Source organism: Streptomyces sp. NPDC060184, from assembly GCF_042728795.1.
Lineage (GTDB): Bacteria > Actinomycetota > Actinomycetes > Streptomycetales > Streptomycetaceae > Streptomyces.
This window is the reverse complement of sequence record NZ_JBHWYX010000032.1, coordinates 34,367-52,943: the sequence shown is the minus strand read 5'-3', so window position 1 is coordinate 52,943 and position 18,577 is coordinate 34,367. Positions and strand designations below refer to the sequence as shown.

General features: G+C 73.4%; 15 protein-coding genes. 6 read left to right on the top strand and 9 right to left on the bottom strand.

What is annotated here, in order from left to right:
- Nucleotides 1-147: 147 nt before the first annotated feature.
- On the top strand, nucleotides 148-741 hold the full coding sequence (locus tag ACFWEE_RS21475) for a hypothetical protein (RefSeq protein ID WP_386891227.1): 594 nt from the start codon (nucleotides 148-150) through the stop codon (nucleotides 739-741).
- A gap of 63 nt (nucleotides 742-804) precedes the next feature.
- Here ACFWEE_RS21475 and ACFWEE_RS21470 read toward each other — a convergent pair whose 3' ends face one another.
- Complete coding sequence (locus ACFWEE_RS21470) at nucleotides 805-1,377, bottom strand: cob(I)yrinic acid a,c-diamide adenosyltransferase (RefSeq protein WP_386891226.1); 573 nt, start codon at nucleotides 1,375-1,377, stop codon at nucleotides 805-807.
- Nucleotides 1,378-1,630: 253 nt separating this feature from the next.
- Here ACFWEE_RS21470 and ACFWEE_RS21465 point away from each other — a divergent pair, with 253 nt between their 5' ends.
- From ACFWEE_RS21465 to ACFWEE_RS21455, 3 genes are all read left to right on the top strand, one after another.
- Complete coding sequence (locus ACFWEE_RS21465; RefSeq protein ID WP_386891225.1) at nucleotides 1,631-2,479, top strand: 3-hydroxyacyl-CoA dehydrogenase family protein; 849 nt, start codon at nucleotides 1,631-1,633, stop codon at nucleotides 2,477-2,479.
- A 274-nt stretch (nucleotides 2,480-2,753) separates the two neighbouring features.
- The gene (locus tag ACFWEE_RS21460; protein ID WP_386891224.1) at nucleotides 2,754-3,077 is read left to right on the top strand and encodes an STAS domain-containing protein; all 324 of its coding nucleotides are present in this window, start codon (nucleotides 2,754-2,756) and stop codon (nucleotides 3,075-3,077) included.
- A 300-nt stretch (nucleotides 3,078-3,377) separates the two neighbouring features.
- Nucleotides 3,378-5,963 (top strand): ATP-binding protein, encoded by a 2,586-nt coding sequence (locus tag ACFWEE_RS21455; RefSeq protein WP_386891223.1) that lies wholly within the window; start codon nucleotides 3,378-3,380, stop codon nucleotides 5,961-5,963.
- A gap of 300 nt (nucleotides 5,964-6,263) precedes the next feature.
- Here ACFWEE_RS21455 and nucS read toward each other — a convergent pair whose 3' ends face one another.
- Complete coding sequence (nucS, locus tag ACFWEE_RS21450; RefSeq protein ID WP_386891221.1) at nucleotides 6,264-6,935, bottom strand: endonuclease NucS; 672 nt, start codon at nucleotides 6,933-6,935, stop codon at nucleotides 6,264-6,266.
- A gap of 262 nt (nucleotides 6,936-7,197) precedes the next feature.
- Between nucS and ACFWEE_RS21445 the strand changes: the two genes are divergently transcribed.
- The gene (locus ACFWEE_RS21445; RefSeq protein WP_266709169.1) at nucleotides 7,198-7,590 is read left to right on the top strand and encodes an SCO5389 family protein; all 393 of its coding nucleotides are present in this window, start codon (nucleotides 7,198-7,200) and stop codon (nucleotides 7,588-7,590) included.
- Nucleotides 7,591-7,697: 107 nt separating this feature from the next.
- Here ACFWEE_RS21445 and ACFWEE_RS21440 read toward each other — a convergent pair whose 3' ends face one another.
- Entirely contained in the window at nucleotides 7,698-8,738 is a 1,041-nt protein-coding gene (locus ACFWEE_RS21440) for an LLM class flavin-dependent oxidoreductase (RefSeq protein ID WP_386891220.1), read from the bottom strand.
- A gap of 282 nt (nucleotides 8,739-9,020) precedes the next feature.
- Between ACFWEE_RS21440 and ACFWEE_RS21435 the strand changes: the two genes are divergently transcribed.
- Nucleotides 9,021-9,350 carry an ATP/GTP-binding protein gene (locus tag ACFWEE_RS21435; protein ID WP_327178010.1) on the top strand — a complete coding sequence of 110 codons (330 nt, stop codon included), beginning with the start codon at nucleotides 9,021-9,023 and terminating at the stop codon, nucleotides 9,348-9,350.
- Between the two features lie 28 nt (nucleotides 9,351-9,378).
- Here the strand turns inward: ACFWEE_RS21435 and ACFWEE_RS21430 are convergent, their stop codons facing one another.
- The 6 genes from ACFWEE_RS21430 to scy form a co-directional block, all read right to left on the bottom strand.
- Complete coding sequence (locus tag ACFWEE_RS21430) at nucleotides 9,379-10,269, bottom strand: ABC transporter permease subunit (RefSeq protein WP_386891219.1); 891 nt, start codon at nucleotides 10,267-10,269, stop codon at nucleotides 9,379-9,381.
- Entirely contained in the window at nucleotides 10,266-11,474 is a 1,209-nt protein-coding gene (locus tag ACFWEE_RS21425) for an ABC transporter ATP-binding protein (RefSeq protein WP_386891217.1), read from the bottom strand. Before ACFWEE_RS21425 ends, ACFWEE_RS21430 begins: the two co-directional genes overlap by 4 nt.
- A 203-nt stretch (nucleotides 11,475-11,677) precedes the next feature.
- On the bottom strand, nucleotides 11,678-12,457 hold the full coding sequence (locus ACFWEE_RS21420; RefSeq protein ID WP_386891216.1) for an ABC transporter permease: 780 nt from the start codon (nucleotides 12,455-12,457) through the stop codon (nucleotides 11,678-11,680).
- A 3-nt stretch (nucleotides 12,458-12,460) separates the two neighbouring features.
- A complete protein-coding gene (locus ACFWEE_RS21415) occupies nucleotides 12,461-13,504 on the bottom strand; it encodes an ATP-binding cassette domain-containing protein (RefSeq protein WP_386891214.1) in 1,044 nt (347 codons plus the stop codon).
- Nucleotides 13,505-13,592: 88 nt separating this feature from the next.
- Nucleotides 13,593-14,531 (bottom strand): cellulose-binding protein, encoded by a 939-nt coding sequence (locus tag ACFWEE_RS21410; protein WP_266709183.1) that lies wholly within the window; start codon nucleotides 14,529-14,531, stop codon nucleotides 13,593-13,595.
- 241 nt (nucleotides 14,532-14,772) lie between these two features.
- Nucleotides 14,773-18,573, bottom strand: coding sequence for a polarized growth protein Scy (scy, locus tag ACFWEE_RS21405; protein ID WP_386891212.1), 3,801 nt, complete (start codon nucleotides 18,571-18,573; stop codon nucleotides 14,773-14,775).
- Nucleotides 18,574-18,577: the final 4 nt, after the last annotated feature.

The window sequence follows — 18,577 nt, the reverse complement described above, 5'->3', positions numbered from 1 at the left end:
GACGCGTTCTCCTCCCGTTCCCCGTCCTCGCCTCCCGGGATTCTCGGCACGGCCTACATCGAAGGATGCAGTCGTGATTCCTCACCGGTGACGACGACCCGGACCCGTCCGGGCGGGACCCTGGAAGGGACGTGGGAGGAGCGCACCATGATCGTCACTCTGATCGTCATCTGCGAGATCGCCTTCTGGGTGCTGCTGGCCGCCGGACTCGCCCTGCGTTACGCGGCCCGTCGGCCCCGCCTCGGTGCGGCCGTCCTGCTCTGCGAACCACTGCTCGAAGTGGTCCTGCTCGTGGTGACGGCGATCGACCTGAAGAACGGCGCCGAGCCCGACTGGAAGCACGGACTGGCCGCCGTCTACATCGGCTTCACCCTGGGACTCGGCCGCTCCACCATCGGATGGGTCGACGCGCGGGTCGCCCACCGGTACGCCGGAGGCCCGAAGCCGGTGAAGCCGCCGAAGTACGGGTGGCCCCGAGCCGCCCACGAGTGGCGCGTCGCCGCCCGCTGGATCCTGGCCGCGGGGATCGCCGTCGCACTGCTCCAGGCGGCCGTCTGGTACGTCGGCGACCAGAACGCCGACCCGCTGCGGGCGTGGCAGCTGCGGATGGTCTGGGTGGTCGGGATCAACCTGGTCGTCGCCGGGTCCTACACGGTGTTCCCCAAGCGGGCACCGGAAGGGCAGGCACCGGAGGAGGTACGGCGCGGCGCACCGGGGAGGGAGCCGGAGCGCAGGAGCTGAGAGCCCTCGAACCGCCGTCCGCCGGGTGCCGCCCGGCGGACGGCGCTACGCGCGCGACACGCTTCAGCGGTCCCCGCCCGGCACCCAGAGCACGTCCCCGACCTCCTTGTTCGCCGTCCTCGCCAGGATGAACAGCAGGTCGGAGAGGCGGTTGAGGTACGTGGCCGTCAGCGGGTTCATCACCTCGCCGTGCACCTCCAGCGCCGCCCACGTGGAGCGTTCCGCGCGCCGGACCACCGTGCACGCCTGGTGGAGCAGCGCCGCCCCCAGCGTGCCACCCGGAAGGATGAAGCTCCTCAGCTTCTCCAGGTCCTCCAGGAAGCGGTCGCAGTCGGCCTCCAGCTTGTCGACGTAACTCTGCTCCACCCGCAGCGGCGGGTACTTCGGGTTCTCCACCACCGGCGTCGACAGGTCGGCGCCCACGTCGAAGAGGTCGTTCTGCACCCGGACGAGGACCTTCACCACGTCCTCCGAGAGCTGCCCGAGCGCCACCGCCGTCCCGATGACCGCGTTGGCCTCGTTGGCGTCCGCGTACGCCGAGATCCGCAGATCGGTCTTGGCGGTACGGCTCATGTCGCCGAGGGCGGTCGTGCCCGTGTCGCCGGTACGGGTGTAGATGCGCGTCAGATTGACCATGCGACCAGGCTATGCGGAGCGCGGGACCTCTTCCGCGCCTTCCGCGCGTGGCCGTGGTCACGGCAACTGCCCCCGGAGCGCCACCGGGTGACGCCGGCCGGTGTGATGTCCGTCATGTGAGACGTGACGCGCATCTCTAAGCGGTCACACCGCCCCTCACGGGTACTAATCTCCGCCGAGGAGCACATGAAGGACAGTCGGAGAGAGTGCGTCAGAAACTGCCGCACGGGTGACAAGACCAAAGGGGTGTGACGTGGCCGGGAAGCTCGCCGTCATCGGGGCCGGACTCATGGGGTCCGGTATCGCACAGGTCGCCGCCCAGGCCGGCTGGGACGTCGTGCTGAGGGACGTCACCGATCAGGCCCTGAACCGCGGACTGGACTCGGTGAAGGCGTCGTACGAGAAGTTCGTCGCCAAGGGCAAGCTGACGGCGGACGACGCGGGGGCCGCGCTCGCCCGCATCACCACCACCACCGACCTCGACGCCGTCACCGACGTCGACGTGGTGGTCGAGGCCGTGTTCGAGAAGCTGGAGGTCAAGCACGAGATCTTCCGCACCCTCGACAAGGTCGTGCGCGAGGACACCGTCCTCGCCTCCAACACCTCCGCCATCCCGATCACCAAGATCGCGGCCGTGACGGAGCGCCCGGAGCGGGTGGTCGGGGTGCACTTCTTCTCGCCGGTGCCGATGATGCAGCTCTGCGAACTCGTCCGGGGCTACAAGACGAGCGACGAAACCCTCGCCACCGCACGGCAGTTCGCCGAGTCGGTCGGCAAGACCTGCATCGTCGTCAACCGGGACGTCGCGGGGTTCGTCACCACCCGCCTCATCTCCGCGCTCGTGGTCGAGGCGGCGAAGCTCTACGAGTCGGGCGTCGCCACCGCCGAGGACATCGACACCGCCTGCAAGCTCGGCTTCGGCCACGCCATGGGCCCCCTCGCGACCGCCGACCTGACCGGCGTCGACATCCTCCTGCACGCGACGTCCAACATCTACACGGAGTCGCAGGACGAGAAGTTCGCCGCCCCGGAGCTGATGCGCCGGATGGTCGACGCGGGTGACATCGGCCGCAAGAGCGGGCAGGGCTTCTACACCTACTGAGCACCACCCCGGTCCCCCCGGGGGTCCTCGCGCCGCGCCCCGCGCCGTCGCCCGGGCCCCGGGGCGCCCGGGACACGCGGGGGCGGACCTGTCCGGCCCCGGGGGAAGTCGCACCGGAAGCGGTGCGGGACCAGCGGACCGACATCACCCCACAGGGTGAATTCGGTATCGGTTCGCTCACAGGTGGCAACTTCCCCGCTCCAGCCGCAGTCAGTTGTGGCAGAAGCGGGGCGGCCACACGGACTCTTGTACGAAGCGACACCGGGGAGCGCATATGCACATCAGGGGCGACCACGCCGAGCTGGTCGTCGGGGGCCGCCTCGACGTCCGAAGCGCGGCGGACGCCCGTACGGCTCTGCACGCCGCCGTCGACGACGGCGTCGGCGACCTCGTGCTCGACCTGACCGAGCTGGACTCCTGGGACGCCACCGGACTCGGCGTCATCATGGGAGCGCACCGCAGGGCGGGCCGTGCCGGACGCCGCCTGGTGCTGCGCGGCGTACCCCCGCAGATGCAGCGCCTGCTGGTGGCGACCCGGCTGCACCGCATCCTGGCCATCGAGGGCGGGATCGTCGCGGAATCGCTGCCGCGCGTCTGAGGGGCCGTCGGGGGAACCGCCGGGGCCCGCCGGGTGTCCCGGGGCGGGGGCCGTCCGGGCCGTGTCCACCTGTCCCGCCGAGTCGTCGGCGGTCCGGCATGACCGGCCGCCGAACCGGGCAATACACCTGAGACCGTGACGTCCCGGGCGGCGTCCACCCCCGCCGACGCGGCGGAGCGGACGAGCGATTAGGGTTCGGCCGTCCGCCGGTCGACCGAACCCACGGGCGGACACCACGAGCAACAGCGGTACGTGCGCGCCGGACGGGCAGCAGCGCGACGCGTCTGGGGGACTTGGACGATGCATCCGACACCACGGGACCCGGAGCGGCACGGCGGTCGCGACACCGACGGGAACGCCGAGGCACCTGCCCGGCGCCGGCCGTCCCGCGACGTCCTGCCGGCCGAACTCGCCCCCCACACGGGGGCCAAGGCCCGCGTCGTCCAGCTCATATCCGGCGACCTCCTGATCACGGTCAACCCCGTGGACGGCAGCGAGGCCGAACCCTGCCCGCCCGGCGCACGGCCGGCCGCGCCGTCGAGGCGCACCGCCGAGGACCGCGCCGCCCGCGAGCGCGCCGCGGAACCCCCCGTACCGCCGGGCCCGCCGGCCCCGCAGCTGCCGCTGCTGGAGCGTCAGGAGGAGCGCGGACGGCTCGTACGGCTCCTCACCCGGGGCCGCTCGGCCCGCCTCAGCGGCCCCTCCGGATCCGGCCGCACGGCCCTGCTGGACGCCGTCGCCGCCGACTGCGCGGACCTCGCGCCCGACGGTGTCGTCCGGCTCTCCGGCCACCGCCGCACCGCCCCCGACCTGCTCCAGGCGCTCTACGAGACCGTGTACGACGCCCCGCTGCACCGGCCGGGACACGACGAACTGCTGACCGCCCTCTCCGGGATCGGCGCGGTCGTCGTCGTGGACGACCTGGAGATCGAGGGCGCCGCCCTGGACGAACTCCTCGACGCCACACCCGAGTGCGCCTTCCTCTTCGGAACGACCCCCGACGTGGCCGCCGACGCCGGACTCGACGAGGTCTCCCTCGCCGGGCTGAGCCGCGCCGCCGCGACGGACCTGCTCGGCCGGGTGGCCGGACGGCCGCTCACCGACGAGGAGGCGAACTGGTCGGGCGACCTCTGGTTCGAGTCCGAGGGGCTGCCGCTCCGGTTCGTCCAGGCGGGCGCCCTGCTGCGCCAGCGCGACCAGCTCCGGGAGGTCCCGGAGGACTTCGACGAGTACGGCGCGTTCGAGGAGCGCCCCGCCGGGTCCCTGCCCGTCCCGTTCGTCCCGGCCCTCGACGAGGTGCCGTTGCCCAGCATCGGCGAGGCCGCCGCACCCGCCCCGCTGCTCGCCTCGCGCCTCAGCGAGGCCGCCCGCGAGGCCCTGCGGTTCGCCGTGGCGCTCGGCGGCGAAGTGCCGCACCAGGCACACCTTCCGGCGCTGATCGGGCACACCCACGCCGATGCCGCGCTCGGCGAGCTCGCCGGATGCGGGCTCCTCTCCCCGGCCGGCTCCCGCTACCGGCTGGCCGCCGGCGCGCAGACCCAGCTGGAGCTCGGCGGCTACGCCGAGGACGCCGAGAGCCGCGCCCGTACCGCCGCCGACCACTACGCCTGGTGGGTCAAGCACCCCTCGGTCACCCCGGCCCGCGCGGTCGCCGAGGCCGACGCCGTCCTCGCGGCGATGGCCGCCCTGCTCCCCGGCGGCCCGGAGGCGGCACCGACCGTCGTGCGGCTCGCCCGGAGCGCCGGGCCCGCCTTCGCCGCCGCCCTCCAGTGGGGTGCCTGGGAGAAGGCCCTGCGGGTCGGCCAGGAGGCGTCCCGGCTGGCCGGTGAAGTCGCCGAAGAGGCCTACTTCCACCACGAGTTGGGCATTGTCGCGCTCTGTGCCGGGCACCTGGACCGGGCGCGGGCCGAGCTGGAGGCGTCGATCGGGCTGCGCGGCGCGCTCGCCGACCGGTCCGGCACCGTCGCCGGCCGCCGGGCGCTCGCCCTGGTCACGGACCGGTCCGGCGCCCTGCCCTCCGGAGCCGTACCGGCCGCGCTCCTCCCCGGGACGGGTGGGAACGCCGCCGCGGGTGCCCGGAGCGACAACGCGGTGACGGAGATCCTGCCGGCCCTGCCCCCGCTGCCCGCCCTGCCGCGGCAGACGCTGGTGGTGGAGGAGCCGACGGTGGTGACGCGCGCGGTGGCGCCCCCGGGCAAGGGCGGACGCCCGGCCGGGGTGAAGGCCCTGGGCCGGAACGTCGTCGCGGGGGCCCGGCGCAACCTGGTGGCCGTGGGCGCGGGCACGCTGCTGGTCGCGGTGCTCGGTACCGTCGTGACGCTCGGCGCCACCGCGGGCAGCGAGGACACGGGCAACCGGAGCGTCAACCCGGGGCACTCCGCCGAGGACGGCGACCAGGAGAGCACGGTCCCGGACGAGGACACCCCGGCCCAGGACGAGGGGACGGGCGGCGCCGCGCCGAGCGCCGGCACCTCCGCCCCGCCCGGCCCGTCCGGCACGCCCTCCCCGGACAGCACCGGTACACCCGCCCCCGGCAGCAGCGGTACCGCCGAGAGCCCGTCCCCGGACGCCGGCTCGCCCGCCGCGGGCGACTCCGGCAGTTCGGTGCCGACGCCGCCGGCCGGCGGATCCGCCCCGGCCACGCCCACGGGCCCCACGAGCTCCAGCCCGGCCCCCTCGGCCGGCGGCGACGACAGCGCGTCACCCTCCGCGTCGCCCTCGGACACGCCGACCGGCGACACGACTCCCGGGGGCGACGACGGCGGGAGCGGAGAGGGGACCGGGACCGGTGAGGGCGGCGAGGCCACGGCCACGGCGTCCGGTACCGCCGAGGCGAGCCCGTGGGGGAGCCCCGGCACCGCGACGGCCACCCCGGCCGGGGCCTGAGCCGCACGTCGTACGGGTCCTGCGGGTCCTGACGGATGGGGCCTGGGGGGCCTGCGGGGCCTGCGGTTTCTCCGGGGCCTGCGGGCTGTCGGGGCGTGCCCGTTCCGCCAGCCGGAGCCGGGTGCGAACCGCCCTCGCGGGGCGGTCGGAACCCGAACTGCCCCGCCCGGAACCTGAGATGTCGATTTCCGGACGACATGGCGTTTTCCGGACAGTCGGCGCCGCCCGAAACATCGATAACCGGACGGCTTGTCGATCAAGCCGTCCGGTCGTCAGCGCCCCGCACGGGCGGCTGGAAAATCAGAACAGTCGCAGTTTGTCGTCCTCGATGCCGCGCATCGCGTCGTAGTCCAGGACCACGCAGCCGATCTTGCGGTCGGTGGCCAGAACCCGCGCCTGCGGCTTGATCTCCTGCGCCGCGAAGACCCCGCGTACCGGCGCCAGGTGGGGATCGCGGTTGAGCAGTTCCAGGTAACGGGTGAGCTGTTCCACGCCGTCGATGTCACCGCGCCGCTTGAGTTCCACGGCCACGGTCGCACCCTCGGCGTCCCGGCAGAGGATGTCCACGGGGCCGATGGCGGTGGGGTATTCGCGGCGGATCAGGGTGTAGCCCTCGCCCAGGATCTCGATCCGGTCGGCGAGCAGCTCCTGGAGGTGCGCTTCCACACCGTCCTTGATCAGGCCGGGGTCGACACCGAGCTCGTGCGAGGAGTCGTGGAGGATCTCCTCCATCGTGATGATCAGTTTCTCGCCCGCCTTGTTCACCACGGTCCAGACGCCCTGGTCTTCGCCGGAGCCCTCCTTCAGGGTGCAGGGCGGAGACATCCAGTTGAGCGGTTTGTACGCCCGGTCGTCGGCATGGATCGAGACGCTGCCGTCCGCCTTCACCAGGATCAGACGGGGGGCGGAGGGCAGGTGGGCGGTGAGCCGGCCCGCGTAGTCGACGGAGCAACGGGCGATGACGAGACGCATGGTCGGCAACGCTACTCGACAACGGGCGGTCGGCGCGATTCGCACCCCTTGGGCCACTCCAGCCCCTGCCGGAGCGCACAGGGTCTTGCCCCTCTTTGCTCGGGTTCGTTGTTGGCCGGTTGTGTTCCCAATCTCCTGGTGCGACCAGGACCGCGCCCTTACCGTGGAAGCAGGAGGTCGCCGGGTGTGCACGCTGCGTCGCCGTCCTTCTGCCGTGCCCGTAAGGCCCCGGTCACCCGCCGGGGTCGCGAGAGGAGAACCCATGTCGCTCGACGTCTCACCGGCCCTCTTGGAACAGGCCGAGCGAGGCGAGGTCGACGAAGCCGACTTCGTCGACTGCGTCCGGACCTCCCTGCCCTACGCATGGGAGATGATCAGCTCGCTGGTGGCCCAGCTGAAGGTGGACGGCGGACAGTTCGCCGACAACCAGACGCCGCCGCCCAACGAGCAGGCACGTGGTCAGCTGCTGCGCGCGCTCGCGAGTGACGCGATTCGTGGTGCCCTGCAGCGGCACTTCGGAGTGCGACTGGCATTCCAGAACTGCCACCGCGTCGCGGTCTTCCCGCTCGACCCGTCGGTCGACGACCGGCTGGCCAAGTTCACTTCGGTGAGAGGCCAGTTGCTCAACCAGTCGCCCGAACTCCGGGACTGCTGACCATCTCCGCCGCCGCTCCGGGCCGGGGCCGGCGCCCCCGGGAGACGGTCCCGCTCCGGAGCGGCGGCGTCCCGTGCCCCCGCACCGGCAGGTCCTCGCCGCGTCCCTCACACCAGCAGCGGCAGCACCTCGGTGCCCAGCCGGCGCAGGTTCTCCTCCGTCGCCGCGAGGTCCCCGGACCCCTCGGAGAGGAGCGCGAAGCGGGCGATGCCCGTACGCTCGGCCGTGGCCGCGAGCCGGTCGGCGGCGAACCGGGGCGGCCCGACCGGGTGCAGCCCGCAGAGCAGTTCGGTGTACTCCACGGGGTCGCGCATCGCGCGGTAGCGGCCGTCGACGGTCACGTGCTTGCCCAGGCCGTCCCGCAGCCACTCCGGCATCGCCTTCACCAGCGTCTGCACGGCGTCCTCCTGGCAGTCCCCGATCTGGGCCACGCCCGCCGAGACGTGTTCGGCCCCCGCGACGACCTCCGGCGGATGACCGGCTTCCCGGGCGCTGCGGCGCCACAACGCGACCATCTCCGCCTTCTCCTCGTCGCCGCAGTGCATCCCGAGCAGCATCGGCAGGGCCTTCTCCGCGGCGAGGCGCACCGTCTTCGGCGAGGTGCACGCCACGATCACCTCCGGGCCGGGCTTCGGCGCCCCGTCCGCGTCGAGCAGTTCGTCCGCGCGCGGCACCACCGCCACCTCGCGGAAGGGATAGCGGCTGCCGCGCCCGGCCACCCGCGGCTCGCGCAGCCAGTCGAGCAGCAAGTCCAGGGATTCGGGGAAGCCGCTGTCGTACGCCTCCAGGCCCGCGCCGAAAACCTCCAGGTCCACCCACGGCCCGCCCCGGCCCACGCCGAGGCTGAACCGGCCACCGGTCGTCAGGTGGAGCAGCGCCGCCTGTTCGCCCAGGGCCACGGGGTGCTGGGTCGGCAGCACGCTCACCGCCGTGCCGACCCGGATTCTGGAGGTGCGGCCGAGCAGCAGCGCGGCCAGCGTCACGGCCGAGGGGCAGACCCCGTACGGCACGAAATGGTGCTCCGCCAGCCACACGGAGTCGAGCCCCGACTCCTCCGCCACCTCGGCGGACCGGATCGCCCGGTGCAGGGCCTCGCCCTGTCCCTGACCCGGGAACTGTGCTGCCAGTACGAACGTTCCCACGCGCATCGCCTTCTGCCTCCTTGCGGCCGACGCGGTTTTCCCCTACCGGCATCAACGCCTGACACGTGCCAAAGGCACGGGCCACGGGAGAAATTGTTGCGATTTTCCGGTAACCGCCTCCGGTGGACCCCGTTCGGGCCGGTGCCCCACGGGCGCTCCGGCCGCTCGCGCGCACCTGCCCGGTCCGCACAGGGTCCACGCGCGACCCCCGCACACCGCGCGCGACCCCTCGCCGCGCTGGCTCTAGGCTGGAAGTCCCTGTCCCCGCACACCCCCGTGAGGTGTTCCGTGTCCCCGCGCCGCAACCGCCCCAAGGGCGGCGAGAGCCCGTCCACCGATGCGAGCGTGACGGGGGACCGGTACGGCGGCGGCGCGGCCACCGAGGAGTGGCAGGGCGAGGAGTGGTCGGTGCGCCCGGTGGCCGGGGCGAGCGCGCAGGGCAAGCGGTACCGCTGCCCCGGCTGCGACCAGGAGATCCCGTCCGGCGTCCCGCATCTGGTGGCGTGGCCCGAATACGGCGGCATCGACGACCGGCGGCACTGGCACAAGGCGTGCTGGAACGCGAAGGACCGCCGCACCACACGGGTGCAGCGGTCCCGGAACGCCCCGCGCCACTGACTCCCGGGGGGCGCGTGGCGGCGGTGCGTCAGACGTCGCGGCGTTCGAGCGCCAGGTGGGCGCCGCCGAAGACGACGGCGGTCAGCAGGAACATGATCGCCACCGAGTCCCATCCGGACGGGCCGGAGTCGGAGACCGAGGAGTCGTAGAGCGCGGCGATCTGGCTGGGGATGGAGTACTCGAAGAGGAACTCCCGGAGCCGGTTCAGCTGCTCCACCGCCATGAACAGGGCCAGCACCAGGGGCAGCAGCACCACCCCGATCATGATGGTGATCGCTCCCGCCGAGTGCCGGACGATCGTGCCGACCGCGAGCGAGAGCAGCCCCAGCAGCCCGGTGTAGAGGCCGACCCCGACCGTGGCCCGCAGCCAGTCGGCGCCCGAGGCGGCGGAGCCACCGCCGAGCACGGCCGTCTGGAGCATGGCGACGACGGTCGTCGTCACCGTGGTGAGCACGAAGACCAGCAGGAAGAAGACGACCGCCTTCGCCGTGAGCACCCGGCTCCGGCTCGGGCACGCGGTCAGCGTCGTACGGATCATGCCGGTGCCGAACTCCGACGCGATGGTCAGCACGCCGAGCGTGATCACGCAGATCGAGCCGAGCAGCACCCCGAAGAAGCCGAGCGCCAGCACGTCCGAGTCGGCCTCGGAGGAGGTGTCGCCCGCCGCGTTCACCCCGAGGGCGACGAGCATCCCGATGCCCATCAGCAGCGCGACCATCGTGCCGAGCGTCCACATCGTGGAGCGCACCGAACGGATCTTCGTCCACTCGGAGGCGAGCGCGTCGCCGAAGGTGGCCGGGCGGACCGGGATCGGCGAGACGTAGTGGGAGAGCCGCGGCGTCCCGCCCGGTGCGGGCGCCGCGTGGACGGCAGGACCCGGCTCGGGCTGCGGCTGGGCCTGGGGGAGCGGCGTCGTCATCGGGAGTCCTCGCTGGTCTTCTGCTCGTGCTCGGCGGAGGCGGGCGGGGCGGCGGGCGCGGGCACGGCCTGTGCGGGTGCGGCGCCCGGAGCTGGGGCGGCCGGGGCGGGGGCAGGGGCGGTGGGCGTGGCCGCCTGACCGGAGGCGTACGGGTTCTGGCCGGGCGGCGCCGGTGCGTACCACTGCTGCGCCCACCCCTGCGGCTGCCGGCCGTACGGGGCGGCGCCCGGGTCGGGCTGGGGGACGGTGTACGGGGGCGCGGGCGGCCGGAGCCCCGCCTTCGCGTCATCCGTCGAACGGTAGTCCACGACGTGCTGCGTCATCCGCATGTACGCCTCCTCCAGGGACGCCTGGTGCGGCGACAGCTCCCAGAGCCGCACGTCCGCCCCGTGCGCGAGGTCGCTGATCCTCGGCAGCGGCAGACCGGTCACCCGCAGCGCCCCGTCCGGCTCGGAGAGCACCCGCCCGCCGGCCTCCGCCAGCGCGGCGGTCAGCTTCTCGCGCGGCTCCGGCGCGTCCTCGGCCACCCTGATCCGCGCGAAGTCCGCAGAATTCACGGAGATGAACTCCTTGACGCTCATGTCGGAGAGGAGCCTGCCCCGCCCGATGACGATCAGATGGTCCGCCGTCAGCGCCATCTCACTCATCAGGTGGCTGGAGACGAAGACCGTACGGCCCTCGGCGGCCAGCGTCTTCATCAGATTGCGGACCCAGAGGATGCCCTCCGGGTCGAGGCCGTTGACCGGTTCGTCGAAGAGCAGCACCTGCGGATCGCCCAGCAGCGCCGCGGCGATGCCGAGCCGCTGCCCCATCCCCAGCGAGTAGCCCCTGGAGCGCCGCCCGGCCACCTCCCGCAGACCCACCACGCCGAGCACCTCGTCGACCCGCGCGGCCGGGATGCCCGCCAGCTGGGCCAGCGACAGCAGGTGGTTGCGGGCGCTGCGCCCGCCGTGCACCGCCTTCGCGTCCAGCAGCGCGCCCACCTGGCGCGGCGCGTTCGGCAGGCTCGGGTAGGGGTGGCCGCCGATCGTCACATGGCCCGCGGTCGGCCGGTCGAGCCCGAGCATCATCCGCATGGTGGTGGACTTGCCCGATCCGTTGGGGCCGAGGAAGCCCGTGACCATCCCCGGCCTGATCCGGAAGGAGAGGTCCTCCACGGCCGTCTGCGCGCCGTAACGCTTGGTCAGGCCGACTGCCTCGATCATTCCCAGCCCCATCGACTCATCCGTCGTCGGGGCCCGGCCCGCTCGGCCGCACGCCCCCGTATGAGTGAGGAGGATAACCAGGCCCGGACGGTTCCGGCGAAGGCGCCGCAGATCCGCGCCACCCCGGGGACGATCCGGACGAAAGCACGGATCCGTGTCCGGCCCCGCGCGCCGCCCGCCCGGCGGGACTTTCACCACACGGTCTACGCGTCCCGCTCCCTGAGCACGAGGTAGCCGCCCACCAGCGCCGCGACCACCCAGATCACCATGATGCCGAGCCCGCCCCACGGCCCGTACGGCGCCTTGTCGCTGCCCATCGCGTCCGGCACCACCTGCATGATCTTGGAACCCGCCTGGTCCGGGAAGTACCGGGCCACCGTCTTGGCGCCCGGCACCGACGAGAGGATCTGCGAGACGAGGAAGAAGAACGGCATCAGGATGCCCAGCGAGAGCATCGAGCTCCGCAGCATCGCGGCCACGCCCATCGAGAAGACCGCGATGAGCCCCATGTAGAGGCCGCCGCCGACCACCGCGCGCAGCACGTTGTCCGCGCCGAGGTCCGTGCCGTGGTCGCCGAGGAGCGCCTGCCCGAGGAGGAAGGTGAGGAAGCTGGTGACCAGCCCGACGACCAGGGCCAGCGCCCCGGCCACGGCGATCTTGCTGAAGAGCAGCGTGCCGCGCCGGGGCACGGCCGCCAGCGAGGTGCGGATCATCCCGGAGCTGTACTCCGTACCGACCACCAGCACGCCGAAGACGACCATCGCGAGCTGACCGAGGATCATCCCGGAGAAGCTGACGAAGGTCGGGTCGAAGGTGGCCCGTTCGGTGACCGAGAGATCGTCGAACCGCGACTTGAAGAGCGCGCTCAGGGCGGCCCCCATGGCCACCGTGACGACGAACGCCGAGATGAGCGTCCAGGTGGTGGAGGAGACCGTACGGATCTTCGTCCACTCGGAGGTCAGGACCGCGGGGACCGATGCCATCGGTCACACCCCCTTGCCGTCGGTACGGGAACCGGCGCCCCCGGCGGGATCGTTCCAGCCGGCGCCCCAGCCGCCGGGGGCCCGGCCGTCCCCGCCGGCCGCCGCGGGGGGTACCACGCCCCCGCCGAGCACGCCGTCGACGTCGCCGTGCGCGTGGTACTCCACCGAGCCCGCCGTCATCTGCATGAACGCCTCCTCCAGCGAGGCCCGTTGCGGGCTCAGTTCGTGGAGGACGAGTTGATGGCGGGCGGCCAGCTCACCGAGCTGCTCGCTGGTCGCGCCGTCGACCTCCAGGGTGCCGTTCCCCGCCTCCACGGGGGTGAAGCCCCCGGCGGCGAGCACGTCGCGCAGCCGCTCCTGCTCCGGAGAGCGCAGCCGGACGAAACTCCGCGAGTTCTGGTGGATGAAGTCCGCCATCGAGGTGTCGGCGAGCAGCCGCCCCTGGCCGATCACGATCAGATGGTCCGCGGTCAGCGCCATCTCGCTCATCAGGTGCGAGGAGACGAAGATCGTCCGGCCCTCGGCGGCGAGCGAACGCATCAGGTTCCGGATCCAGTGGATGCCCTCGGGATCGAGACCGTTCACCGGTTCGTCGAACATCAGGATCTGCGGATCGCCCAGCAGCGCCGAGGCGATGCCGAGCCGCTGGCCCATGCCGAGGGAGAAGCCCTTCGACTTCTTCTTCGCCACCGCGCTCAGCCCGACCGTGTCCAGCACCTCCGCCACCCGCGACGAGGGGATGCGGTTGCTCTGGGCCAGGCAGAGCAGGTTGTTGTACGCGCTCCGGCCGCCGTGCATCGACTTCGCGTCGAGCAGCGCCCCGATGTACTTCAGCGGCTCGTCCAGCTCCCGGTACCGCCGGCCGTCGATGCGCACCGAACCGCTGGTCGGGTTGTCCAGATCGAGCATCATCCGCATCGTGGTGGATTTGCCCGCGCCGTTCGGGCCGAGGAAACCGGTGACCATCCCCGGTCTGATCCGGCAGGACAACGCGTCGACGGCGACCTTCTGGCCGTAGCGCTTGGACAGTCCTTCGAGCTCGATCATGCGGTTCACGCTAGAACGGCCGCGCGCCCGGCGCCACCACAAAGGCGGAACCGGGCGCACGGAGGTGGGCCGGAGGTGTGAGAGGGCGTCAGCGGGTCTGCTGGGCCGGGACACCACGCGTGGCGGGCTCGTCGTCCACCGGGGACGAGGCGGCGGCCACGGCCGCGCCGGTCAGCGTCGCCAGCATCTCGCGGACGTTGGTCAGCTGGGCGTTGATCGAGTCGCGGCGGTTGGTGAGCGCCGCCAGCTCGCGCTCCGACTCGCTGCGGATGCGGTCGGCCTTGGCGTTCGCGTCGGCCACGATGTCCTCGGACTGGCGCTGCGCGGTCTCCACCGTCTGACGGGCCCGGCGCTCGGCGTCCGTGCGGAGCTTCTCGGCCTCCAGGCGCAGCTGCTCGGCGCGGTGCTCGATCTCCGCCAGGCGCTTCTCGGCCTTGGCCTGACGGGACGCGAGGTCGCGCTCCGACTGGTCGCGGCGCTTCGCCAGGTTGGTCTCGAAGTCCGCGGCGGCCTGGGCGGCCTTGGCGCGGGTCTCCTCGAAGAGGGCGTCCGCCTCCTCGCGCTTCTGCTGCGCGTCCTTCTGCGCCTCGGTGCGCAGCGTGGTCGCCTCGCCCTTGGCCTTGTCGACGATGCGGACCCCGTCGTCCTCCGCCTTCGCCTTCCGCTCGGCGGCGAAGTTCTCCGCGTCGTTGCGCACCTGCTGGGCGGCCGACTCGGCCAGCTCGCGGTGCTGCTCGGCCGCGCGGCGGGCCTCTTCACGCAGGTCCTTGGCCTCCTCCTCGGCGAGGCGGAGGATCTTCTCGACGCGGGCACCGAGGCCGGCGTACGAGGGCTCGGCGTCGCTCACCTGGGCCTGGGCGTTCTGCGTCTCGAGGTGGAGCTCCTCGATGCGCTTCTCCAGGGAGGTGATGCGCGCCAGCGCACTGTCACGGTCGGCGACGAGCTTGGTGATGCGGTCGTCCACCTGACCGCGGTCGTAACCACGTCGCACGAGCTCGAAGCCGAAGGGGGAAGAGGGGTCGCTCATGGGTTTCCTGTCGAATGAGACCGGTGAGGTGATAGAGGGAATCCTAGGGGCCAAAGCGGCGTGTCAGCGTGGAGATACCAGTTTGATCTGGAGAATGACACCTCTTTCGGGTGGCCGGTCCGTGGAGCGGTGATCACTCCCCGGTACGGCGGAATCACTGTCCGGGCCCGTGCGCCCGGCCCGGATGCCTCCTCCCGCGACCCTCCCCGTCGTTCCCGGCGCGTGCCGCCGGGAACGTCCCTCAGCCCTCGGTCTGCTTGCCGCCCGCCCGGGTGCCCGCGCCCGCGGCGGCCTTGATGCCCGCCCCGAGGGTGCCTCCGCCGGGGCTCTTCCCGCCCCCTGCCGGGACCTCGAAAGACTCCAACGCCTCCAGCACGTCCTGGACACGGGAGATCTCCGTATTGATGTCCGCGCGCCTGCGCACGAGGACGTCGAGTTCGCGCTGTCCCTCGTCCACCGTACGCTTCGCCTCGGCCTCGGCCTCGGCCCGCAGCTTCTCGGCCTCGCGGATGAGCTCGGCCTTCTTGGCCTCCGCCTCCTTGAGCAGGGACTCCGCGCGCTTGACCGCCGCGATCCGGACCTTGCCGGCCTCCGAATTCGCGTCCGACAGCAGCTCCTTGGCCTTCTTCTCGGCCTCGTCGCGCTGCTCGGTCGCCACCTTCATCAGATGGTCGACCCGCTCGCCGGCCGTCTTCATCTGCTCGGAGGTCTCCCGGCGGGCCCGCTCGTGCAGCTCCTCGATCTCGGCCTCCGTGCGGGCGCGCTGCTCCTCCGCGCGCTCCCGGGTGGCGGTGGCGTCGCGCCGCGCGCCGACCAGCAGCTCGTCGGCGTCCGTACGCGCCCGCTCCACCAGGGTGTTGCCCTCGACGGTGGCCTCCGAGGTGATCCGGACGGCCTCCTTGCGGGCGGCGTCGACCATGGTGTCGGCCTGCGCCTCCGACTCGGTGGCCGTCCGCAGCGCCTCCTCGCGCGCCTTGTTGATCAGCTGGTCCGCCTGCTCGGCCGCGTCCGCCCGGCGCTTGGCCGCCGCCTGGCGCGCCTCGTCCAGCGCGCGGTCGGCCTCCTCGCGGGCGTCGCCCAGCAGCTTCTCGGACGCCTCCTCCGCGTCGGTCCGCGCCTTCGCGGCCTCCTCGCGGGTGCGGGCCGCGTTCTCCTGCGCCGAGGCCAGGGTCTTCGCCGCCTCCGAACGCCGCCGCTCGGCCTCCTTCGTGGCCTCGCCGACGAGCTGGTTCGACGAGTCGGTCGCCTCCTGGCAGATGCGCTCGCCCTCGGCCGTCGCCTCCGCGACCAGCCGGTCGGCCTGCGCCGCCGCGTCCGACCGCATGCGGTTGGCGTCCTCGCGGGCCTCCGCACGCGACCGCGCGGCGTCGCGCTCGGCGGCGGCGAGGGCGTCGGACGCCTCCGTACGCACCCGCTGGCTGTACTCCGCGGCCTCCGAGCGCAGCCGCTCGGCCTCCGCGATCGCGTCGGTGACGGTCCGTTCGGCGAGCGCCTTCGCCGCGTCCGACTCCTCGGCCGCGACCCGGCGGACGCGGTTGGCGTCCTCCCCGGCCCGCTCCCGCTCGGCGGCGGCGTCGGCGCGCAGCCGGTCCGCCTCCTCCTGTGCCTCGGTCCGGGTCCGCGTCGCCTCCTGCTCGGCGGCGGCGCGCTGCGCGGCGATCTCCGTCTCGGCCTGCTCGTGCAGCCCGGCGACCGCGTCGCGCACCTGCTGGGCGGTCTGCTCGGCGGCGGCGACCAGCTCCGCCGACCGGCTCTCCGCCTCCCCGACGAGCCGCTGTGCCTCGGTCTGCGCCTCCTCGACCCGCGTACGGGCGGACGCGAGGAGCTCCTCGCTCTGCTCCCGGGCCCGCTCGCGTTCCTGACCGGCCTCGGACCGCGCGGCCTCCAGGGTCTCCTCGGCCGTGCGGCGGCGCCTGTTGGCCTCCTCCTGGGCGGCCTCCAGCGCCTCGGCCGCCTCGGTGGCGACGCGCTCGGCGGCGGCAGCCGCCTCGGCCCGCACCCGGTCGGCCGTCTCCTGCGCCTCGGACTTGAGGCGCTCCGCCTCGGTGGCCGCCTCGCTGCGCAGCCGTACGGCGACGGTCTCGCCCTCCGCACGCGACTGCGCCGCGTCGGCCGCGGCCTCGTCGCGCAGCCGCTGCGCCTCCGCCTCGGCCTGCTCCTGGAGGGTGCGCAGCCGCTCGGCGGACTCGCCGCGCAGCCGCTCGGACTCCTCGGCCGTCTCGCGGCGGATGCGCTCCGCCTCCGTACGGGCCGTGCCGAGGGCCTCCTCGGCGGAGGCGACCCGGGTCTCGGCGTCGGTGCGCAGCCGGTCCAGCTCCGCCGCGGCCTCCTCGGCGCGGGCGGCCACCTGGCGCTCGGTCTCGGCGCGGAGCGAGGCTGCGGCCTCCTCGGCCGTCGTCCTGGTGGACTCCGCCTGCTCCTCGGCCTCGGTGCGCAGGGTCTCGGCCTCGGTACGGGCGCGCTCCAGCGACTCCTCGGCCTGCTTGCGCACGGCCGTGGCGCGCTCGCCCGCCTCGGCGCGGACCCGGTCGCTCTCGGTGGTGGCGGAGGCGCGCAGCTCCTCGGCGTCCGTCCGCGCCTTGGTCAGCAGTTCCTCGGCGGTGCGGGCGCCCTCCTCGATCTGCTGGACGGCCTCCCGGCGGGCCTCGCCCCGGATGCGCTCGCCCTCGGCGACCGCCTCGGAGCGCAGCTGCTCGGCCTCGCCGCGCAGCCGCCGGGCCTCCTCCTGGAGTTCGACCGTCTTGGCCCGGTACTCCTTGGTGCCCTCCTCGGCGGCGCCCTTGAGCTGGTCGGCCTGTTCGGCGGCCTCGCCGCGCAGCCGGTCCGCCTCGGCCTCGGCCTCGCGGCGGATGCGCTCGGCCTCCTCGGCGGCGGCGCGGGTGGTGGACGACGCGTCCTCGGACGCCTTGGTCAGCACCTCCTCGGCGCTGCGGGCGGCCTTGGCGAGCTGGGCGGCGGTGTCCTCGGCCGCCGCCGTACGCGCCTTCTCGGCCGCCTCCGCGAGGAGCCGCTCGGCCTCGGCGCGGGCGTCGGCGAGGGACTGCTCGGCCTCTTCCTTCAGCGTCTCGGCGTTCTTGGTGGCCTCGCCGACGAGGCGGGCGATCTCCGACTTGGCGGTGCGGGTGCGCTGTTCGTTCTGCGACTCGGCGCCGGCCAGCGTCTTCGACGCGGACTCCTTCGCCTCGGAGAGCAGCTTCTCCGCCTCCAGCCGCGCCTCGCGCAGCCGGGTCTCGGCCTCCTGGGCGTGCTGCTCGGCCGCGCGCTGGAGTTCGGTGGCCTGCCGACGGGTCTGGTCGGCCTCGGCGGTGGTGGTGGACCGCAGGTTCTCGGCGTGCTGGGTGGCCTCCTGGGCCTGGCCCGCGGCGGTGCTCAGCATCCGCTCGGCGTCCCGTCGGGCGCGCAGCAGGATCGCTTCGGCCTCGGCGCGGGAGGTCTCGGCCTCGGAGCCGAGCCGCTGGCGGGTCTCCTCGGCGACCCGGGCGGCCTCGTTGCGGGCGGCGTTCACGGACTGCTCGGCCTCGGCGCGCGACTCCTCCATGAGCCGGCGGGCCTGGGACTCCGTACGGGCGCGCAACTGCTCGGCCCAGGCGACGTTCTCGTTGACGTGGGCCTCGACGGTCTGCCGGCGCTCGGCCAGTTCCTGGTCGAGGCGCTGGCGGCGCTGGACCGCCTCGTTGTGGAGTTCGGCCTGGAGCCGGGCCTGGTGCTCCGCGTGCTCCTGGAGGATGCGCTGGGTCTGCGCCCGCGCTTCGCGGAGCTCGCGTTCGGCGTCGGCGCGCAGTTGCTCGGCCTGGGCCTGGGCGTCCCGGAGCAGTTGCTCGGCCTGGTACCCCAGGTCCGCGCCGCCGTAGGCGGGACGCGTCGCGAGACTGCGCCGCGCCTCGTGCAGCTTGGCTCGCAAGACCTCGACCTGGTAACCGAGGTCCTCGGCGTGCTGGACGGCCTTCTCCCGGTCGGTCTTCAGCCGGTCCATCTCGGCTTCGAACCGCGAGAGGTGGTCGTCTTCAGCTCGGTGGCTCTCCTGGCGTTCGTAGCCCCGCACTGCG

Bases quoted from the DNA above. Each gene is read 5' to 3' on its own strand.
- ACFWEE_RS21460 (WP_386891224.1), top strand. From the start codon at position 2,754: ATGCACATCAGGGGCGACCACGCCGAGCTGGTCGTCGGGGGCCGCCTC.
- ACFWEE_RS21455 (WP_386891223.1), top strand. From the start codon at position 3,378: ATGCATCCGACACCACGGGACCCGGAGCGGCACGGCGGTCGCGACACC.
- ACFWEE_RS21470 (WP_386891226.1), bottom strand. From the start codon at position 1,377: ATGGTCAATCTGACGCGCATCTACACCCGTACCGGCGACACGGGCACG.
- ACFWEE_RS21425 (WP_386891217.1), bottom strand. From the start codon at position 11,474: ATGATCGAGGCAGTCGGCCTGACCAAGCGTTACGGCGCGCAGACGGCC.
- ACFWEE_RS21430 (WP_386891219.1), bottom strand. From the start codon at position 10,269: ATGACGACGCCGCTCCCCCAGGCCCAGCCGCAGCCCGAGCCGGGTCCT.
- nucS (WP_386891221.1), bottom strand. From the start codon at position 6,935: ATGCGTCTCGTCATCGCCCGTTGCTCCGTCGACTACGCGGGCCGGCTC.
- ACFWEE_RS21415 (WP_386891214.1), bottom strand. From the start codon at position 13,504: ATGATCGAGCTCGAAGGACTGTCCAAGCGCTACGGCCAGAAGGTCGCC.
- ACFWEE_RS21445 (WP_266709169.1), top strand. From the start codon at position 7,198: ATGTCGCTCGACGTCTCACCGGCCCTCTTGGAACAGGCCGAGCGAGGC.
- ACFWEE_RS21475 (WP_386891227.1), top strand. From the start codon at position 148: ATGATCGTCACTCTGATCGTCATCTGCGAGATCGCCTTCTGGGTGCTG.
- ACFWEE_RS21410 (WP_266709183.1), bottom strand. From the start codon at position 14,531: ATGAGCGACCCCTCTTCCCCCTTCGGCTTCGAGCTCGTGCGACGTGGT.
- ACFWEE_RS21440 (WP_386891220.1), bottom strand. From the start codon at position 8,738: ATGCGCGTGGGAACGTTCGTACTGGCAGCACAGTTCCCGGGTCAGGGA.
- ACFWEE_RS21420 (WP_386891216.1), bottom strand. From the start codon at position 12,457: ATGGCATCGGTCCCCGCGGTCCTGACCTCCGAGTGGACGAAGATCCGT.